Source organism: Streptomyces sp. NPDC036815, from assembly GCF_055609205.1.
Genome location: NZ_JBVJPW010000018.1, coordinates 41,985 through 59,566 on the forward strand (window position 1 = coordinate 41,985; position 17,582 = coordinate 59,566).

Sequence of the window (17,582 nt, forward strand, 5' to 3'; positions counted from 1 at the left end):
GACCTCCGGGGTGGGGTGTCGTCGGGCGAGCCGGTGCCGGTGGCTCTGTCGTTACCGACAGCGCTGCCGGGAGCCGGTGACGTTCCGTGGCGGGCGTCGGGGCGCCGGGCAGAGGCCAGGGCACCCCTCGTGCGCGCCATTCGTCGAGCCGCCGCGCCGACCGGTCCCCCGCACGGGCGCACGCAAGGGTCCGAACGGGCTCTCGCGTCCGCGCTGTCGATTGGCTACTGTGCGTCGGCACCGGGACCAGGGGGAAGGCTGCAGCCATGTTCTACCTACTGCTCAAGCACGTGATCCTCGGCCCGCTGCTCCGGCTGATGTTCCGGCCCAGGATCGAGGGATTGGAGCATGTGCCCGACAACGGAGCGGCGATCGTCGCGGGCAATCATCTGTCGTTCTCGGATCACTTCCTGATGCCCGCGATCATCAAGCGCCGCATCACCTTCCTCGCGAAGGCCGAGTACTTCACGGGTCCCGGCATCAAGGGCCAGCTGACCGCCGCGTTCTTCCGCAGCGCGGGGCAGATCCCGGTGGACCGCTCCGGCAAGGAGGCGGGCCAGGCGGCGATCCGCGAGGGCCTCGGCGTGCTGCGCAAGGGCGAGCTGCTCGGCATCTATCCGGAGGGCACCCGCTCGCACGACGGGCGGCTGTACAAGGGGAAGGTCGGCGTCGCGGCGATGGCGCTCAAGGCCCAGGTGCCGGTGGTCCCGTGCGCCATGATCGGCACGTTCGAGGCGCAGCCGCCCGGCCAGAAGCTCCCGAACCTGAAGCGGGTGACGATCCGCTTCGGCGAGCCCCTCGACTTCTCCCGTTACGTCGGCATGGACAACGAGAAGGCCGTGCTGCGAGCGGTCACCGACGAGATCATGTACGCGATCCTCGGGCTCTCCGGGCAGGAATACGTCGACAAGTACGCGGCGGTCGTGAAGGCGGAGGAGGCCGAGCGGGCCGCGGCGGGCACCAGGGAGCAGCGGAAGTTTCCGAGGATGCCGCTGAGCTGACGCGTCCTCCGCCGCGCACGGATTCCTCTGCCGGGAGCAGATTTCGTTCCGGCGGCCGCCCGCGGGACCGTACGGTCCGATCATGAAGAACGCGATGGTGATCGGTGCGACAGGACAGATCGGGCGGGCGGCCGTGCGGGCGCTCGCCGAGGACGGCTGGGCGGTGACGGCGGCGTCGCGGGGAGCGGGCCGCGACGAACGGTGGCCCGGGGAAGTACGAGAGGTACGCCTCGACCGGGAGGACGACGCGGCACTCGCCGACGCACTCGGCGACGGCGTGGACCTGGTGGTCGACGTGGCCGCCTTCACCGCGGCGCACGCCCGGCAGTACGCCGCCCTCACCGACCGGATCGGGTCGGCCGTGGTGATCTCCAGCGGTGCGGTGTACGAGGACGAGCGGGGCCGCAGCTTCGACACCCAGGACCAGCCCGACGGCTTCCCCCGGTACCCCGTGCCGATCCCGGAGACCCATCGCACGGTGGCGCCCGGCGACTCGACGTACGGCACCCGCAAGATCGCACTGGAGCGTGAGCTGCTCGCGCTCGGCGGGCGGCTGCCGGTCACGATGGTGCGGGCCGGGGCGATCCACGGACCGCACTGCCGCGGGCCGCGTGAGTTGTACTTCGTGAAGCGGAACCTGGACGGCCGACGGACCCGGGTCCTCGCGCACGGGGGCCTGAGCCGCTTCCACCCGGTGAGCGTCCACAACATCGCGGAGCTCGTACGGCTCGCGGGCGCGCGCCCCGGCTCCCGGGTGCTCAACGCGGGCGATCCGGACGCTCCCACGGTGGCGGAGATCGGTGCGGCGATCGACTCCGTGATGGGGGTGGAGGTCGAGACGGTGACGGTGCCGGGCGAGGCTCCCGCCCCGAACGTCGGCGTCACGCCCTGGTCCTCGGCGCACCCGGTGGTGTACGACATGTCGGCCGCGGAGCGGGAGTTGGGCTACCGCGCGGTGACGACGTACACCGACTCCCTCGACGAGACCGTCCGCTGGCTCGTCGGGCGGCTGGAGGGGCGGGACTGGCGCGAGGCGTTCCCGAAGATGTCCCCGGACCTCTTCGACTACGCGTCGGAGGACGCGTGGCTGGCGAGCCGCACGTCCTGATGGGGCCAGAGACCTGACGACACTCGCGGTCGGCCGCGAGTGTCGTCCGGTCCCTACGTTCCTACGGCTTCGGCGTGGCGTGCGGGCCGCACGTCGTGTCGGAGGCGTCGAGCTTGCCGGACAGCAGGTAGCGGTCCACGCGGTCGTTGATGCAGGAGTTCACGAGGCCGGTCACACCGTGCGAACCGGCGCCCTTCTCCGTGAGCAGACGGGAGCCCTTGAGGCGCTTGTGCAGTTCGACGGCGCCCGGGTACGGCGTGGCCGCGTCACGCGTCGACTGGACGATCAGCGTCTTCGGAAGTCCGTCGTGCGTACGGATCTCCAGGGGGGTCTGCTGCTTGCTCGACCAGGTCGCGCACGGCAGGTTCATCCAGGCGTTGGCCCAGGTGAGGAAGGGGCTCGTCTGGTGGATGCGGGTGTTGTCCCGGTCCCACTTCCGCCAGCTGCGCGGCCACTTGGCGTCCGCGCACTCGACGGCGGTGTAGACGGCGTTGCTGTTCTCCTGGGCGATGTTGCCGGCCTTGTCCGCCATGTCGGGGCTGGCCGCCTCGATGAGCGGCTTCGGGTCGCCGGCGACGTACTTGCTCCAGTTCGTGGCGATCTCGACCCAGTAGGAGTCGTAGTACGGCGCGTTCTGGAAGTACCCGTTCAGCTCGGCCGGGCCGACGACACCGTTCAGGGGGTGCTTCTTCGCGGTGGCACGCAGCTCGTTCCAGGCGGCGCGGACCTTGCCGTAGGTGGTGCCGAGGTGGAAGGAGGCGTCGTTCTTCGCGACCCACTTCATCCAGTCGGCAAGGCGCTTCTCGAAGGCCACGTCCTGGTCGAGGTTGACCTCGTACCAGATCTTGTCCGTCGAGGGGTTCACGACGGAGTCGAAGACCATGCGGCGCACGTGGGACGGGAAGAGGTTGCTGTAGACGGCGCCCAGGTAGGTGCCGTAGGAGACGCCGAGGAAGTTGAGCTTCTTCTCGCCGAGCGCGGCACGGATGACGTCCATGTCACGAGCGGTGTTGGGCGTCGTCATGTGCGGGAGGAGGTGGCCGCTGCGCTCCTGGCACCCGTCCGCGTACTCGGCGGCGAGCTTGCGCTGGGCGCGCTTGTCGGCCTCGCTGTCGGGGATCGGGTCGAGCTTGGGCGCCTTGACGAACTCCTGCGGGTCGACGCAGGACACGGGCGCGGAGTGGCCGACGCCACGGGGCTCGAAGCCCACGAAGTCGTACGCCTTCGCGGTCTTCTTCCAGATCTCGTTCTTCGTGGTGACGCGGCGCGGGAAGCGCAGACCGGAGCCGCCGGGGCCGCCGGGGTTGTAGACGAGGGCGCCCTGGCGCTCTTCCTTGCCGCCGGTGTTGCCGATGCGGTCGACGGCGAGCTTGATCTTCTTGCCGTTCGGCTTGGCGTAGTCGAGCGGGACGGTGACCCAGCCGCACTGAATGGGCTTCTCAAGGCCCCAGTCGGCTGGACAGTCCTGCCAGTCGATGCCGGCCGTCGCGGCACGCTGAGCGGCGAGGGCGGCGCCGCGCGCCTCCCGGTCCTTGCCGGAACGGGACGCGGTGGCACTCTTCCCACCCGCCTCGGCATCGGCGTTCGCCACCGGAGCCGCGACGGCCCCGGCTATGAGCGTCGCCGCGACAAGAGCACCCGCCGACCCGAGCACCGCCGTCCGTCTGGTCCCTGGGGTCCTTCTCAAGTGGGGCCTCCCGCACATCGATTCGAGCAGATTCGATCAGTACGGGGGATCCTTGCGCCTGTGAGGTCGCCGAGAACAGACGCGGCGGGGCTTCTTTACCAATCCGATAAACGGTGCGGGTGGTACCGGTCATCGGTTGCGGCAGCTCACCGCCCTCATCCCGGCCCCCGGCACCCGGCACCCGGCACCCGCCGCGTGTCCAACTGAGCGCCTACGGCTCCACCGAGGCGCCGAGGACCTCGTGAGACCGATGCCGGGGCTCGGGCCGGTCACCACCGCGTCATCTCCGGACAGTTGCAGATACACGCGCGCGCCCCACTCCTCTCGCCCGCTCTGCCCGAAATCTTGGCCTTAGGGTCATCAAAACACCCCCAATGGCGCCGATCAGGACATTGGGCGACACGTTTCGGTCGTGCGGCATTTCAAAGATTGCCATGTACAGGCGTCCTACAGGATCGTCATCGTGCAAGCGCAAAACGTTTCCCGGAAATGGCCGTCAAATGGCCACGTACGGGCCCGAAATCAGGGAGTACTTGTGCTGTCGAAAACCAAGAGGGTCGCCCGCTCCGCGACCGTGGCGATCGCCGCGGCCGCCGCGTTCACCGTGGTGATGCCCAGCGGCAACGCCTTCGCCATCGACCACGTCGAATGCCGTGGCGGCGAGAACTTCTTAAAGATCTGGTCGCACAGCGGTGACGGCCGCTCGAGCGTGGACTGCTATGCCAACAAGGGCCGGACCGGCTTCGGCAACTGGTGGGTCGACCGCATCTCCACGGGCAACAACGACCTGATCTACTACGACGCCAATGGCGACTCCGTGCGCGTCAACCGGTGGACCGACATCACCTTCCCGCACCGTCCGCCGAAGGTGAAGGACATCGAAATCCTGTGACGAGCCAAGGGCTCCGGTAAATAGGCGCCGATAACTCGGCAAACTGATGGCCATCTCCGCACCGTGGCCATTTCGCTTGTCCCGGCCACGCCCTTTTCGGGCGTGGCCGGTTCCGGCTTTTCAGCCAAGGCCGTCAGCCGGGCGCGGGACCGGATCCACCCGTGTCTGCCTCATCGGGCGGCCGTCGACGGGGTCCCGGCGCGCAGGCCCTGCAGCGGAGTTCTGGGCAGAGGTCTTTGGCCTGCATGGTTCGGTTGGTGCGTTGGTGCTCTTCTCTTGTGATGAAGAGGTCCGTAGCCTTTTGTGTCGACCGTCCAAGACTCTCCGCATGGGCTGAGGACACGTGGACACTGCGAGTCTGCTCCTGATCGGCGCGGCAGGCGGAGCGGTGCGTGGAGTCGTGCACGCATACGACTGCATGTCCGAATGGCTGCTGCGACGACAGGAGTTCCGGCACTCCGAGCACTCCGAGGCCGGGGCGTCGCCGCCCGCGTTCGGTGAGTTCTACGATGTCGCGGGCCAGAGCATCGCAGCCGTGGTGCACATCCTCATGGGCGCCGGGGTGGCCGTGCTCATGGCGGCCTGGGGGCAAGTCAACGGTGGCGTCGCGACGTTCGCCGTCGGGGCGTCGGCGCCCCTGATCCTCGTCCAGCTCAAGCACACACGACTGGCGGAGATCGTCATCGGTGACCCCGCCGCACCGCAGCGCCCCCCGTCACCGGACGCCCAACCGCAGGCCGCCCAGCCACCGGCGAGCGGGCCGCCGAACGAGCAAGCCGCCCCCCGCCGTCCGACCACAGGCCCGCGGGGCGCTGAATGACCCGGCCCACGCTGCTCCGTCGCGCTGCCGCCGCCGCGATCGGAGTCGACCGCCGCCCGGGTCGGGCCCGCACCCGGCCTCTTGCACAGGGCTTCACGTTGATGCGCCGAGCCGCTGCCGCGATCATCGGCGTTCGCGTGTTCCGTCTGCCCCCGGCGGCGAAAGCCGAAGCACCGGCGCAGGAAACGAACGTGAAGGGCGCGGGCGAGAACTCACGTTCCGAGCAACTCCCCCTGGTCACCCTCGCCGCGGGGTCCCCCGGCGCGCCCGAGGACTACCGGGTCAGGAGACAGCCGCCGCGCAGGGGACGCGTCCTGGCCAGGGAACGACCGCCGCGCCGCACACTCGTCCTGACCTCGGCCGCCGCCATCATGGCCATCGCCTTCGGTGTCTACGTCTACCACGAGAACGTTGCCGTGGAAGGGCCTGCGAACGACGCGCCCACGGCGACCCCGACGGGCGCGGAAACGCCGACGGACAAAGCGCCGCCAACAGGTGCGATACCGAAGAAGTACCTCGGCACTTGGAAGGGCACGATCGAAAGTGACCTCGGTCGCAACACCCGGTGGATGGTGATTCGACAGGGCGAAGTGGGCGACCCCGTGATGACCTTGCTGGCGGTCGGAACGGCAGATGACGGGGGCGTTTACCGCTGCGTGTTCGAAGCGCGGCTGGAATCGGTCAAGGCCGGTGCCATCGTGATGAGCGGTTCGACGGTGACCTCGGCGAAACCGCGCGCCTCGTGCCGGCCCGGCACAACCTCGACGCTGACCCCGGTGGGCGAAGACGGCCTGCGGCGCGTCAGCAGCGATGACCGCGGGAGCACGTACTACCGCTCCCAGTAACGACGGACAGCACGGGAGGGCGGCGATACCCGGACGGTATCGGAGTCTCTGCTCCCGTCGCCGGACGCAAGGCCCCGGAGCGTGACCATTAGCGCGGCCTGCTCCGGGGCAAACAGAGAACGGGCGTCGATCGGAGCGCCGAGCCAGGAGTAGCCACTCTCGTCGGTGGGCCGGGAGTTCATTGCTCAAGCCTGCCAACCAAATGCCCTGACGGATACCGAATTCCTCCCTCGGGCCGATCGTCCCGTGTCCCGTTCTGCCCACGCCCGGCCGCTGTCAGACGCCGCCGATCGGCGCCGGGTTCTCGGGGAGTCGCCAGCTGCCGCCGCGGTCCTCCTTCGCGAAGCGCGCGGCGAGATCGGGGATGCGCAGGAAGCAGGCCAATGCGGTGGCGGTCTGGAAGGCGTCGATCGCACGCTGGGTCATCGGCATGCCCAGGCGCAGGAGACGCGGCTTCACCTCGCCCTGGATCTCGTTCACGAAGGGCCGCAGCACACTGTCGTAGTGCGCCAGCGCGGTCGGTATGTCGCCCGGGTGCCGGTTGATCTCGCCCGCCAGGACGTGGGCGCCCACCAGGCCGCCGGAGATGCCCATGCCGCTGTACGGGGACGCGCAGTGGGCGGCGTCGCCGGCGAGGACCACGCGGCCCTTGGACCAGGTGTCCGTCCGGACCTGGACGATCTCCTGGGAGTAGAAGAAGGGGCTCGCCCGCATCCCGTCGATGAAGCGCTCGGTCTGCCAGCCCGCGTCGCGGAACCTGCGCGCCCAGAACTCCCGCTGGCGCTCGACGGGTTCCCGGTGGATGGCCGAGACCTCCTCGGACTCCTCCCGCAGCACGAAGTACACCTGGGTCTCGGTCGGGTTGTGGCTGCGCCGCATGATCTGACGGCCGCCCGGGACCATGTAGGTGTCCCGGATGTTGCTGTCGGACGCCGCACGCGGGATGAACCAGTAGGCCATGTGGATGCCGACCCGCCAGTACGGGTCGACGTCCGTGGGGAGGATCGCCCGGCGGATGCGCGATCCCTGTCCGTCCGCGCCGACCAGAAGGTCGAACTCGCCGGAGGAGCCGTTGGAGAAGTGCGCGATGACCCTCTGCTCGTCCTGCTCGAAGCCGTCCACGCTCACGCCAAAGACGTACTCGGCGTCGTCCTTCGAGGCGTCGTGCAGGATGCGTACGAGATCGCCGCGCATGATCTCGTACTCGGAGGTGAGGGTCTGCCGACCGCGGCCGGAGGTGTTGGCCCTGATCGTCGCCTTGGCCCTGCCGCGCGCGTCGACAAAGGCAACACCCGCCTCGTCCACGAGCTTGCCGCGGACGGCGTCGAGAAGCCCCATCCGCTCGACGGCCTCGATGCCCTGCCCCCGGAGGTCGACCTGCGCCCCGGTGGCCCGCAGCGCCGGGAAGCGTTCGATGACGGTCACCTTGTGGCCGCCCCGCGTGAGCCAGAAGGCCAGCGCCTGGCCCGCTGTCCCGCCACCGGCGACAAGGACCCTCAGTAAGCGCGCTCCGGACCCGTCGGCCATTCCCATCAGCCCATCACCCCGAAAATCTATCAGTGAATGATTCGCCTTCGGGGGCAGAGTCATCTATCAGTGATAGATTTGTCAACGTGACCAAGATGAACCGCGAGATCGTCGTCTCCGGAGCGCTCGACCTGCTCGACGAGGTCGGCCTCGACGCGGTCAGTACGCGGCGGCTGGCGCAGCGGCTGGGCGTCGAACAGCCCTCGCTCTACTGGTACTTCCGCACCAAGAAGGACCTCCTCGCCGCCATGGCGGCGGCGGCGATGGCCCCGCATGCGGCCACCCCGCTGCCGACGCCCGACGACGACTGGCGTGACTGGTTCCTGGACAACACGCGAAGCTTCCGGCGCACCCTGCTGATGCGCCGGGACGGCGCACGCCTCCACGCGGGCAGCACCCCTGTCAGCGACCTCGATCGAATCCGCCGCAAGATGGACTTCCTGGTCGCCTCCGGAGTGCCCGAGCGGGACGCGCAGATGGCGATGCTGGCCGCGGGCCGTTACACGGTCGGCAGCGTCCTGGAGGAACAGGCGGACGCTGCCTCCGGCGACGACACGGAGCTGCCCGCGGACATGCCGGTGATCGACCACGAGTCGGCATTCGAGGCCGGTCTGACCCTCATCCTGGACGGCCTGGTGCACCGCACCGCGATGCGGACCGCCTCCCTGCCGGGCAACCGTCCATAGCCGCCACGCCGGTACGCAGCCACCCCGTGGCCCAAGGCCCTGGGTCCAAGGTCGCTGTGGAGATCGGTCCATCGGCCGACGCGCACCCCGGGCTCCGTAGTGATCATTCTGGGTGTTCGCTCAAGCCAAGGAGACCCATGCAGGTGGAGCAGGCGGAACAGGTGGAGCAGGTGAACTGGGTCGACATTCCGGCCGGGGTGCTGCGTCGGGGGACACCGGTCGACGAAGTGGCGGCCGTGGCCCGCCGGTACGCGGACACCGGGGTGCCGGTGGAGTGGTACGTGAAGGAAGCACCGCGCGCGGAGATCCATGTCCCCGCGTTCCGGATCGCCCGCACGCCGGTCACGGTCGGCCAGTGGGCGCGTTTCGCAGAGGCCACCGGGCGGCCAGCCCCAACGGGGCTTGCGGACCATCCGGTCGTCGGAGTCGCCTGGGAGGCGGCGACGGCCTACTGCGGGTGGCTCGGGGAACGGCTCGGTGTCGCGGTGCGGTTGCCCTCGGAGGACGAATGGGAGCGTGCCGCGCGGGGCGACGACGCCCGGGAGTTCCCGTGGGGTGAGGAGTACCGGACCGGGCTGGCCAATCTGGTGGACCTCGGGATCGGGACCACGACGCCCGTCGGCTCGTTCCCTGCGGGGGCCAGCCCGTTCGGGGTGCTGGACATGGCGGGCAACACCGACGAGTGGACCTCCACCCTCTACGCCCCCTACCCCGGCGCGCCCGCCGAGGTGCCGCGCACCGAGGACTGGGCCTTCGACCGGCACGTCACCCGAGGCGGCGCCTTCCGCCACGACCGGGACCTGGCCCGGTGCGCCCGTCGGCACGGCGCCTACGAGCCGGACCTCGCAGCGATCGGCGTGGGCTTCCGCCTGGCGGCACCGGCCGCGTAGAGCCAGGCGCAGCGCCGCGCTCGTACGGCCGCGGCGGCCGCGATGCCGAGCGCCGGGTCGGCTGGGCGGCGCCCCTCATGGGCATCGTCCATACATGGCTTCGCTATCGCTGATCATCTCCGCCGCCGCCCTCGTCGGCGTTCTGGTGTCGCTGGTCTACCAGTCCCGCCAGACGCGCATCTCCCAGGACGGAAGCATCCGCGCCTCACATCGGGAGCTGCTGATGCTGAGCCTCAACGACCCGGTTCTACGGGCGTGTTAGGGGAGCCCGAGCAACGAACTCCCCGACGACCAGGCTCGCCAGGTCATGTTTGCCAATCTCATCGTCACCTGGTGGCAGACTCAGTACGTCCTCAAGGAACTGGGCGAGGCCGAACTCGCCATCAGCCTGGAAACGTTCTTCAGAGGGGAAGTGGGCCGCACCTATTGGGCCAGGGTCCACCTGAGTTGGGGACGCATAGCGCAGGCCACGCACTCCAAACGCAAGAAGCGCTTCGTGGCCATGGTCGACGAGCAGTACCGGTTGGCGGTCGGCGGGAACAGGTAACTCTTCCGCAGGCCAACCCGGCGGGGAGCCGAGAGAAACGCCCTAGTCCCCGCCGCCGTCTCCCCCGCCACCGTCGCCGCCCCCGTCCCCGCCGTCTCCCCCGTCTCCTCCGTCGGAGCCCCAGCCGTCCGAGCCGCCCGGTTCGTTGTCGTCGCCGCCGCTGCCCAGATTGCTGAACCAGGGGCGGTCCCAGGTGTCGTCACCGGCGACCGGCTCGCCGGCGTGCGGGCGCTGGAGTCGGAAGCGGGCCGTGCCCGTGGTGTCGCCCAGGCCGAACGCGGTCGCGAAGGCGTGGGCCATGACGGCGTCCAGCGGGTCCGGGCTCTCGTGGCGCACGGGCGCAAGGGGCAGCAGTACCGTGCCGGGGACGAGGTCGGGGCGGCGCGGCGGCCGTTGCAGCAGGGCGACCCTCCGCTCGTCGCGCAGCAGCCAGGAACTCCTGCCGTTCTCCCGCCGCAACTCCCAGATGCCCTGGGGCAGCCGTGCCCGTACATAGCTCCGGGACTTGCGCAGCCTCTTCTTCTGCAACACGAGGACGGCCGACGCGTCCCCGACGGTCATGCGCAGGCCCTGCGCCTGGTCTGCGGTGCTGCTCAGGAAACCGTGCGGCGCCCGTATCCGTACGCGGGGAGCGCCCGGCCCCCACACGTCCACGCGCACCAGCCGACGGTCCACCGCCACGGCCACCTGTCCTGCCGGCCCGTCCGCGTACCGTCGGGCCATCCACAGCGGAACGTCCTGCGCCCGCGCCAGCTCGGCCAGCGCGTTCACCTGCGCGGGCCCGCCACAGTGCCGTACCGCCAACGATCCGAGTTCCTGGGTGAACGCGGTCGCCCGGCGCACCTTCACGGGGACAGTGGTGCCGGTGACGCGCGTGACCGGGACGATGCCGCTGCCGTCGGTCACGCGGTCCAGCGGACGTTCCGAGCCGCCCCCGCCCAGCCAGTGGCCGCGCTGGAACGCCTCGGCCATGGCTGCCAGGTTCAGCTCGCTCAGCGGCGTGGCCCTGCCGCCACGGCGCAGGTGTTCCTCCGTCAGCTCGACGGTCCGCGCCAGCGGATTCCACGATTGTTCCGTATAGAGCACCTGGCTCATGTCATCCCCCGTGTCCGTGCGGTACGGCGACCGAGCCTAAGTGCCGGGCGGACGGGCGGCGATGTCGGGGGCACGTCGGTGGGGGCCCGTGGTGTCTACGGGGCCTGCGGCGGGGCCTCACGGACCAGGCTGGTCAGCGGGCCGTGCGTGCGCCAGCCCAGGGACTCGTACAGCGCCCGGCCCTCGGTCGTCGCGCCGAGCACGGCCGTGGGGGAGCCCTCGGCGGCGACGGTGTTCGCCAGCGCGCGCATGACCAGGCTTCCGAGGCCCTTGCGGCGGTGCGCCACCGAGGTCTCTATCTGGTCGAAGACCGCGGTGCGCCCGGGTCCCGGTACGGCGGCCTGTCCACGGGCGGCGAACGCGCCGTCCCTGGTCAGGACGAGCGCCCGCGTGACACCGCCCCGCGTCCATGTACGCAGCTGGTAGTCGTCGGGGGTCTCAACGGCGGTCGGGTGCAGTGGCGCCGACATCAGGTAGCCGTCGTCGTCGAAGCGCCAGCCGGGCGCCACCCACGGGGCGACGGTCTGCTGCGGCAGGAAGACCTTGAGCCAAGTGCCGGGGGCGGTGGCCGTCTCCGTCAGTTTGCGGACCAGTGGCTCGTCGGCGTCGGTCAGCACGTGCCGAGTGACGTGCCCGATCAGCCCGACGTCGACGGTGAAGCCCCAGGGCTCGGCAACCGGCGGCGCGGCTCCCCGCGAGACGACCCACCCGTCGACCCAGGAACGTATGAGCTCGGCGTCCATGCAGGTCCTTCCGTAATGTGTGAACACGATGACTGAACCTTACTCGGCCTCGCCGCCGGGTAGCCGCACACGCCGTTGGGGCGGCCCCTTCACCAGGGCCGCCCCAACGGCGTGTGTCGTGTCGCGGTCAGTGCTTGCCGACGTCCTTCGTCTTCTCCTTGGCCTCGCGGGCGTCGCCCTTCATCTGCTGGGCGTGCCCCTTGGCCACGAGGCTCTCGTTGCCCACGGCCCGTCCGGCGGCCTGCGCGGCAGCGCCGGTGGCCTGCTCGAACTTCGCCTTGGCCTTCTCGTTGGCGGTCATCGTCCGCTCACGCTCCTTGGCGTCGACATCATGTGCTGCCAGTCCGTCTGGCCACTCAGCCGTCAGGGAAACATCCGCACCGCGATCGGAAGAGTCATTGCAAGTTGCAGGTATACACCGCCGTTTCGCGGGTAACCGCGCCGCTACGGGGATGGCAAGCAGGTCCGAATTCGAAAGGGTGGGACTCAATGATCACCGTGGCGGCGCGGGAACAGGCCCAGGGCAACCAGGCTGAGGCGGATCTCGTGGAGCGTGCGTACACGGATCCCTCTTCCATCGCACCCAAGGATGCTCGAGAGGTAGGCAAGCGGTTGTTCGACCGCCTGACCCAACTCGAGGAGGGCACGACCGAGTATCAGTACGTACGCAACTGCCTGATCGAGATCAACCTCTCCCTTGTGCAGTACGCGGCCTCGCGGTTCAAGCACCGCGGCCAGCAGGAGATGGAAGACATAGTCCAGGTCGGCACCATCGGCCTGATCAAGGCGATCGACAGGTTCGAACTGACGCGGGAGGTCGAATTCACCTCCTTCGCCGTCCCGTACATCACCGGTGAGATCAAGCGGTTCTTCCGCGACACCTCCTGGGCCGTGCACGTGCCGCGCCGTCTGCAGGAGGCGCGCATAGAGCTGTCCAAGGCCACGGAGGAGCTGCGCACCCGCCTGGGCCGTCTGCCGTCGACGGCCGAGCTCGCCGAGCTGATGCAGCTGGAACCCGCGGAGGTCACCGAGGCGCAGAAGGCGTCCAACGGCTACAACGCGGTCTCCCTGGATGCGGCGGTCAACAGCAGCGACGACGAGTCCGACACGATGCTCGCCGACTTCATCGGTGTCGACGAGCACTCCTTCGAACTCGTCGAGAACTTCCACTCCCTCGCTCCGCTCATCGCGGAACTCGACGAAAGGGATCGCACCCTCATCCACCTCCGCTTCGTCGAGGAGCAGACCCAGCAGAGCATCGCCGAAACGCTGGGTTGCTCTCAGATGCACGTGTCCCGGCTGATCAGCCGCGTCGTGGCCAAGCTCCGCGCCGGCCTGCTGACGACCGAATAATCACCGCCGCCCTTTCACCGGCTTTCATATCGGCTTCACCGGCACTTCGCTGCCCCCGTGCGGAAACAGGCACGGGGGCAGTTTCCGTGGCCGCCGCACCACCAGAACGGCTCAGAGGTTCATCCCTGTTTCACCGGGCCCACTGTGGTTACGTGTCCTGTTCCGGTCCTCGACTCGCGGGACCGGTCGCAGAGAGGGAAAAAGAGCGCGTGGTGGGCCGGGTACGAAGTGGTTGGGCGTGGTTGTCTCGCGCGTGGAATTCATCCGGGCACGAGCGCCACACCTGTCTTCTGGTGGCGAAGAGCGTGCTGGCGGCGACGCTGGCCTGGTGGGTCGCACACGATGTGCTGAATGCGACGTCACCGGCGTTCGCACCGTTCTCCGCGGTGCTGACCATGAACATCACGATCTACCGGTCCGTGTGGCAGACGCTGCGCTACATCGCCGCTGTCATCCTCGGCGTGGCGGTGCAGTCGGCCATCGGTTTCACGGCGGGGCCCGACCTGTTCGCGTTCGTCGTGGTCGCCGTCATCGCGCTGGCGCTGGGACAGTGGTCGGCCCTGGGCGAGCAGCGCAACCAGATCGCCACGGCGGCGTTCTTCGCGTTCTCCACCTACGCGGCGGCATCCACGAACTCCGACCGGGCGCTGCAGCTCGGCCAGATCATTCTGCTCGTCCTCATCGGCTGCGGCATCGGGCTGATCGTGAACCTGTGCATCGCTCCCCCGTTGCGCTACCGCAGCGCCGAGCAGGGCCTGCAGATCCTGGCCGCCGAGATGGAGTCCCTGCTCGACGACATGGCCGACGGCCTGTGCAGCGGTGACGTCGACGCGGAGCGCGCCGAGCAGTGGCGGGCGGCGGGCGAACGCGCGCAGAGCGCCGTGGGGCAGGCCCGTGACGGGCTCACCGCGGCGGAGAACAGCCTGCCCTTCAATCCCCGGCGGCTGCTGCCCGCGCACCGCGGCTACCTGACGTTCGGCCGCTACCGCCAGGCGCTGGACGCCATGGAGCGTGCGGTCTACCAGCTGGCCTCGCTCACCCGCAGCCTCGGCCGGTGGCGCGAGACGGAGGACACGTACAACTACGCCCCGGTCCTCGAGGCGTACGCCGACTTCGCCCTGCGACTGCGCGACATCGCGCACGTCATCGCGGAACTCGACAGCGACACGCTCACCGAGCAGGCCGGGGAGATGTGCGAGCTGGCCGGTGTCGCGCAGGATCATCTGCAGAAGGTGCTCAACGCGGCCCGCGAGAACGAGTTGCCGCTGGCCAACGCCTCCCGGCCGTACGGGGTCCTCGTCGTCGAGGCCACCCGCCTGATGGAGGAGTTCCAGAACACCTGCGACGTACTGAAGGACACGGCGGGGGACTGACGTCGCACACCGGTCAATCGCGGGTCCGGAGGACGACCGGCAGGGTTCGGACACTGTTGCTGACGAGCGACGGCAGGGGCGTCAACTCGCCCGGTGCGACGGCCAGTCGCAGCCGCGGGAAGCGGTCGAAGAGGGCCGGAAGCGCGATGCCCGTTTCGAGCCGGGCCAGCGCGGCGCCGATGCAGTAGTGCGAGCCGTGCCCCAGAGACAGATGCCTGACCGGCTGCCGGGCGATGTCGAACGCGGCCGCGTCGGCGCCGTACCGGTCGGGGTCCCGGCCGGCCGCCGCGTACGAGGCCAGGATCGCCTCGCCCTTCGGGATCACGGCGCCGTCCGCGGGGATGTCCTCGGTGGCGTAGCGCAGCGGAAAGTGTCCGACGGGCGAGTCCCAGCGCAAGGTCTCCTCGATCACCGCGCTCCAGTCGTAACGCCCCTCTCCGAGCGCGTACCGCTGTTCGGGGTGGGTCAGCAGCGCCTTGACCGCGTTGGTGATCAGGTTGAGCGTCGTGCCGTGACCGGCGACGATCAGCAGGATCAGGGTGCCGATCAGTTCGCGGTCGGCGAGCCGTTCGCCGTCGTCGTGCGCGGCGATCAGGTAGCTGGTGAGGTCTTCGCCGGGCTGTTCACGGCGGGCGGCGACGAGACCGGAGAGCAGGGCGTGCATCCGCTGCCGCGTCCGGAGCGTCTGCTCCGCCGTCGTGGTGCTGCTGACGAGACTGGCGGACAGGTCGCGGAACTCGGCGAACCGCTCCGCGGGTATTCCCATGAGGCTGCCGATCGTGTTCATGGGCAGCGGGAAGGCGAAGTGGCGGCGCAGGTCGACGGGGCCGGGGGCGTGCTCGGCGAGTGCGTCGAGGAGCCGGTGGACGTTCGCCTCGATGCCGGGCCGCATCGCCTGGACCCGCCGCGGCGTGAACGCCTGGGAGACCAGGCCCCGCAAGCGCCGGTGATCGTCGCCGTCCGCGGTGGTCATGCCGGGGTTGGTGACGAAGTCGATCAGCGGCCATCCCTCGGGCACCTGCCCGTCGCGCAGCGCGTGCCAGTGCGCCGGGTCCTTGACCACGCGGGGGTCGCCGAGCAGGTCCTGCAGCAGTGCGTGCCGGGTGATGACCCAGGCGTACACCTCGTCGGTGAGTTCCACCCGTACGGCGGGGCCGATCGCACGCAGTCGCTCGATCTCGCCGTGCAGGTCGCCTGCGTGCGCGTCGAGGCGTAGGGGCGGGGCGCTGTTGTCCACGGGGCACCTTCCGTATCAGGAGACGCGGAGTCGGGCGGTGCCGCAACGTGGCTGCCTGGACGCCGAGTTCGCGGCGCGCGGCACCCGGCGTCCAGCACCTTGTTCCCGGTGGACGAGAGTACCGACGGCCTGCCCGGGACGCTCCGGTTCAGCCCAGCAGGCGCAAGGCCTCGTCCATCGCCTTCCGCACCAGGAGGGCGTCCGGGGCGACGGCCGTGACCAGGACGCCGGGGCCCGCCAGCGGGGTGAGGGCGGCCCACTCCCCCAGCGGCGCGGCCTGCGGCTTCTCCTGCTCGAACTCGGGCCTCACGACGATGAGTTGCCCGACCGCGCGCTGTCCGGCGAGAACAGCGGGACCGTCCCAGCCGCCGGGAGCCCCGGGGCCGCAGGCCAGTTCCTGGTCCAGGAGGAGCCGCCCGGCACGGCGGACGGTGAGGCGGCTGGTGAGGCGCCCCGGGGCTTCGCCGGTGCGGCCGAGGACCTGCTCCTCGCGCAGGACCAGGCGGGCGCCCGGGGCGAGCTCGGCACAGGTCGCGACGCGCAGGTCGCTGCCGCACACGGAGATCAACTGCTCGGGCAGCCAGTGCAGTTCGGCGCCCTCGGACACCGAGAGCCGCACGTCGTAGCGGGCCGATGTCTCGGTCTGGCCGGGCAGGGCGATGGTGGCCGCCGCCGAGGCGATGTGCAGCGCCGCTCCCGGGTGGGCGGCCGCCTCGACGGTGAGGTGGTCGCCGCCCAGGGGGCCGCTCATCGCGCCGACGAGCGTGACCTGCGCCGCGGCGCCGGTGGAACGGGTGCGGCGCAGGGCGAGCGGGCCCTCGCCGTCGAGGACGGGCAGGGAGGTGCCGCCCCGCCCGTCGGCCCGCGCCTCGACGCGGGCGGTGGCCCGGATGCCCGCGCCACCGGGCCTCGCCCCTGCCCCGGCCGACGCCGGAGGCGCGGACGGTGTGGGCCGGTCCGATTCCCGTGCGCCCCGGGGGGCGAGGTCCACCGTCACGCCGACGCGGTCCATGCGGCGTACTGCTCGCGCACCCAGGCGGCGACCGGTCCGACGCCGTCGCCCGACCGCAACGACTGGAAGATCACGGGCAGTTCGGCTCGCTGGTCCTTGGCGTCGGCGGCCATCCGGGCGAGGTCGGAGCCGACGTGCGGGGCGAGGTCGGTCTTGTTGACGACGAGCAGGTCCGCCGTGGAGACGCCGGGGCCGCCCTTGCGCGGGATGTCGTCCCCGCCCGCGACGTCGATCACGAAGATCTGCGCGTCGACGAGGCCCTTGGAGAAGGTGGCCGTGAGGTTGTCACCGCCGGACTCGACCAGGATCAGGTCGAGCGGTCCGACCTCGTCTTCCAGGTCCTCCACGGCCTCCAGGTTGGCGGAGATGTCGTCGCGGATCGCGGTGTGCGGGCAGGCGCCGGTCTCGACGGCGGTGATGCGCTCGGGCGGCAGAACGGCCTCGCGCAGCAGGAACTCGGCGTCCTCCCGGGTGTAGATGTCGTTGGTGACGACGGCGAGGGAGAGCTGGTCGCGCAGCTCGCGGCAGAGCGCGGCGACGGTCGCGGTCTTCCCCGAGCCGACCGGGCCGCCGAGCCCGATGCGCAGCGCGCGGCGGCTTCCGTCGGGGCGGTGGGCGTCGGCGCTAACCGCGGCGGGACCGTCGTGGGAGTGGTCGAGGTGCATGTGCGACTCCAATGGTTCGGCTCGGGCAGGAGCTGCGGCCCGAGCGGTGGTGCGGATCGCGGCCCGTGGGGGCCGACGGGGGTTTGGAGGGGAGGCGAGCC

At 70.2% G+C, this 17,582-nt stretch carries 17 protein-coding genes and 1 pseudogene; 10 read left to right on the plus strand and 8 right to left on the minus strand.

Annotation, left to right across the window (positions count from 1 at the left end; translation table 11 throughout):
- The first annotated feature begins 266 nt into the window (after positions 1–266).
- Entirely contained in the window at positions 267–1,001 is a 735-nt protein-coding gene (locus ACZ69I_RS29190; RefSeq protein ID WP_470835584.1) for a lysophospholipid acyltransferase family protein, read from the plus strand.
- 82 nt (positions 1,002–1,083) lie between these two features.
- A complete protein-coding gene (locus ACZ69I_RS29195) occupies positions 1,084–2,109 on the plus strand; it encodes an NAD-dependent epimerase/dehydratase family protein (RefSeq protein ID WP_470835586.1) in 1,026 nt (341 codons plus the stop codon).
- A 61-nt stretch (positions 2,110–2,170) separates the two neighbouring features.
- On the opposite strand, the gene ACZ69I_RS29200 is transcribed toward ACZ69I_RS29195, so the two are convergent.
- Complete coding sequence (locus tag ACZ69I_RS29200; RefSeq protein ID WP_470835587.1) at positions 2,171–3,796, minus strand: alpha/beta hydrolase; 1,626 nt, start codon at positions 3,794–3,796, stop codon at positions 2,171–2,173.
- Positions 3,797–4,331: 535 nt separating this feature from the next.
- Here ACZ69I_RS29200 and ACZ69I_RS29205 point away from each other — a divergent pair.
- The 3 genes from ACZ69I_RS29205 (at position 4,332) to ACZ69I_RS29215 (ending at position 6,353) form a co-directional block, all read left to right on the plus strand.
- A complete protein-coding gene (locus tag ACZ69I_RS29205; RefSeq protein WP_389720715.1) occupies positions 4,332–4,688 on the plus strand; it encodes a beta/gamma crystallin domain-containing protein in 357 nt (118 codons plus the stop codon).
- 343 nt (positions 4,689–5,031) lie between these two features.
- Positions 5,032–5,508, plus strand: a complete 477-nt coding sequence (locus ACZ69I_RS29210; RefSeq protein WP_467681188.1) for a hypothetical protein — start codon at positions 5,032–5,034, stop codon at positions 5,506–5,508.
- Entirely contained in the window at positions 5,505–6,353 is an 849-nt protein-coding gene (locus ACZ69I_RS29215) for a hypothetical protein (protein ID WP_467681190.1), read from the plus strand. Before ACZ69I_RS29210 ends, ACZ69I_RS29215 begins: the two co-directional genes overlap by 4 nt.
- Positions 6,354–6,629: 276 nt before the next feature.
- Here the strand turns inward: ACZ69I_RS29215 and ACZ69I_RS29220 are convergent, their stop codons facing one another.
- Complete coding sequence (locus ACZ69I_RS29220; protein ID WP_470835589.1) at positions 6,630–7,880, minus strand: FAD-dependent monooxygenase; 1,251 nt, start codon at positions 7,878–7,880, stop codon at positions 6,630–6,632.
- A 95-nt stretch (positions 7,881–7,975) separates the two neighbouring features.
- On the opposite strand from ACZ69I_RS29220, the gene ACZ69I_RS29225 reads away from it, so the two are divergent.
- The 3 genes and pseudogenes from ACZ69I_RS29225 (at position 7,976) to ACZ69I_RS29235 (ending at position 10,003) form a co-directional block, all read left to right on the plus strand.
- The gene (locus ACZ69I_RS29225; protein WP_467681406.1) at positions 7,976–8,566 is read left to right on the plus strand and encodes a TetR/AcrR family transcriptional regulator C-terminal domain-containing protein; all 591 of its coding nucleotides are present in this window, start codon (positions 7,976–7,978) and stop codon (positions 8,564–8,566) included.
- A 137-nt stretch (positions 8,567–8,703) separates the two neighbouring features.
- Complete coding sequence (locus ACZ69I_RS29230) at positions 8,704–9,456, plus strand: formylglycine-generating enzyme family protein (protein WP_467681194.1); 753 nt, start codon at positions 8,704–8,706, stop codon at positions 9,454–9,456.
- Between the two features lie 94 nt (positions 9,457–9,550).
- A pseudogene (locus ACZ69I_RS29235) lies at positions 9,551–10,003 on the plus strand (DUF6082 family protein).
- Positions 10,004–10,045: 42 nt separating this feature from the next.
- Here ACZ69I_RS29235 and ACZ69I_RS29240 read toward each other — a convergent pair.
- From ACZ69I_RS29240 to ACZ69I_RS29250, 3 genes are all read right to left on the minus strand, one after another.
- Entirely contained in the window at positions 10,046–11,098 is a 1,053-nt protein-coding gene (locus ACZ69I_RS29240; protein ID WP_467681196.1) for a hypothetical protein, read from the minus strand.
- A gap of 95 nt (positions 11,099–11,193) precedes the next feature.
- The gene (locus ACZ69I_RS29245) at positions 11,194–11,841 is read right to left on the minus strand and encodes a GNAT family N-acetyltransferase (protein ID WP_467681198.1); all 648 of its coding nucleotides are present in this window, start codon (positions 11,839–11,841) and stop codon (positions 11,194–11,196) included.
- A gap of 127 nt (positions 11,842–11,968) precedes the next feature.
- Positions 11,969–12,142, minus strand: coding sequence for a CsbD family protein (locus ACZ69I_RS29250; RefSeq protein ID WP_361729685.1), 174 nt, complete (start codon positions 12,140–12,142; stop codon positions 11,969–11,971).
- A 188-nt stretch (positions 12,143–12,330) separates the two neighbouring features.
- Here ACZ69I_RS29250 and ACZ69I_RS29255 point away from each other — a divergent pair, with 188 nt between their 5' ends.
- Positions 12,331–13,194 (plus strand): SigB/SigF/SigG family RNA polymerase sigma factor, encoded by an 864-nt coding sequence (locus tag ACZ69I_RS29255; protein WP_467681201.1) that lies wholly within the window; start codon positions 12,331–12,333, stop codon positions 13,192–13,194.
- A 293-nt stretch (positions 13,195–13,487) separates the two neighbouring features.
- The gene (locus tag ACZ69I_RS29260; RefSeq protein ID WP_467681203.1) at positions 13,488–14,567 is read left to right on the plus strand and encodes an FUSC family protein; all 1,080 of its coding nucleotides are present in this window, start codon (positions 13,488–13,490) and stop codon (positions 14,565–14,567) included.
- A 13-nt stretch (positions 14,568–14,580) separates the two neighbouring features.
- On the opposite strand, the gene ACZ69I_RS29265 is transcribed toward ACZ69I_RS29260, so the two are convergent.
- From ACZ69I_RS29265 to ureG, 3 genes are all read right to left on the minus strand, one after another.
- The gene (locus ACZ69I_RS29265) at positions 14,581–15,804 is read right to left on the minus strand and encodes a cytochrome P450 family protein (RefSeq protein ID WP_467681205.1); all 1,224 of its coding nucleotides are present in this window, start codon (positions 15,802–15,804) and stop codon (positions 14,581–14,583) included.
- Positions 15,805–15,952: 148 nt separating this feature from the next.
- Positions 15,953–16,816, minus strand: coding sequence for an urease accessory protein UreD (locus tag ACZ69I_RS29270; protein ID WP_467681207.1), 864 nt, complete (start codon positions 16,814–16,816; stop codon positions 15,953–15,955).
- Complete coding sequence (gene ureG / locus ACZ69I_RS29275; RefSeq protein ID WP_467681209.1) at positions 16,798–17,481, minus strand: urease accessory protein UreG; 684 nt, start codon at positions 17,479–17,481, stop codon at positions 16,798–16,800. Before ureG ends, ACZ69I_RS29270 begins: the two co-directional genes overlap by 19 nt.
- Positions 17,482–17,582 lie beyond the last annotated feature (101 nt).

Bases quoted from the DNA above. Each gene is read 5' to 3' on its own strand.
- ACZ69I_RS29190 (WP_470835584.1), top strand. From the start codon at position 267: ATGTTCTACCTACTGCTCAAGCACGTGATCCTCGGCCCGCTGCTCCGG.
- ACZ69I_RS29195 (WP_470835586.1), top strand. From the start codon at position 1,084: ATGAAGAACGCGATGGTGATCGGTGCGACAGGACAGATCGGGCGGGCG.
- ACZ69I_RS29215 (WP_467681190.1), top strand. From the start codon at position 5,505: ATGACCCGGCCCACGCTGCTCCGTCGCGCTGCCGCCGCCGCGATCGGA.
- ACZ69I_RS29220 (WP_470835589.1), bottom strand. From the start codon at position 7,880: ATGGCCGACGGGTCCGGAGCGCGCTTACTGAGGGTCCTTGTCGCCGGT.
- ACZ69I_RS29225 (WP_467681406.1), top strand. From the start codon at position 7,976: ATGAACCGCGAGATCGTCGTCTCCGGAGCGCTCGACCTGCTCGACGAG.
- ACZ69I_RS29230 (WP_467681194.1), top strand. From the start codon at position 8,704: ATGCAGGTGGAGCAGGCGGAACAGGTGGAGCAGGTGAACTGGGTCGAC.
- ACZ69I_RS29240 (WP_467681196.1), bottom strand. From the start codon at position 11,098: ATGAGCCAGGTGCTCTATACGGAACAATCGTGGAATCCGCTGGCGCGG.
- ACZ69I_RS29245 (WP_467681198.1), bottom strand. From the start codon at position 11,841: ATGGACGCCGAGCTCATACGTTCCTGGGTCGACGGGTGGGTCGTCTCG.
- ACZ69I_RS29250 (WP_361729685.1), bottom strand. From the start codon at position 12,142: ATGACCGCCAACGAGAAGGCCAAGGCGAAGTTCGAGCAGGCCACCGGC.
- ACZ69I_RS29255 (WP_467681201.1), top strand. From the start codon at position 12,331: ATGATCACCGTGGCGGCGCGGGAACAGGCCCAGGGCAACCAGGCTGAG.
- ACZ69I_RS29270 (WP_467681207.1), bottom strand. From the start codon at position 16,816: ATGGACCGCGTCGGCGTGACGGTGGACCTCGCCCCCCGGGGCGCACGG.
- ureG (WP_467681209.1), bottom strand. From the start codon at position 17,481: ATGCACCTCGACCACTCCCACGACGGTCCCGCCGCGGTTAGCGCCGAC.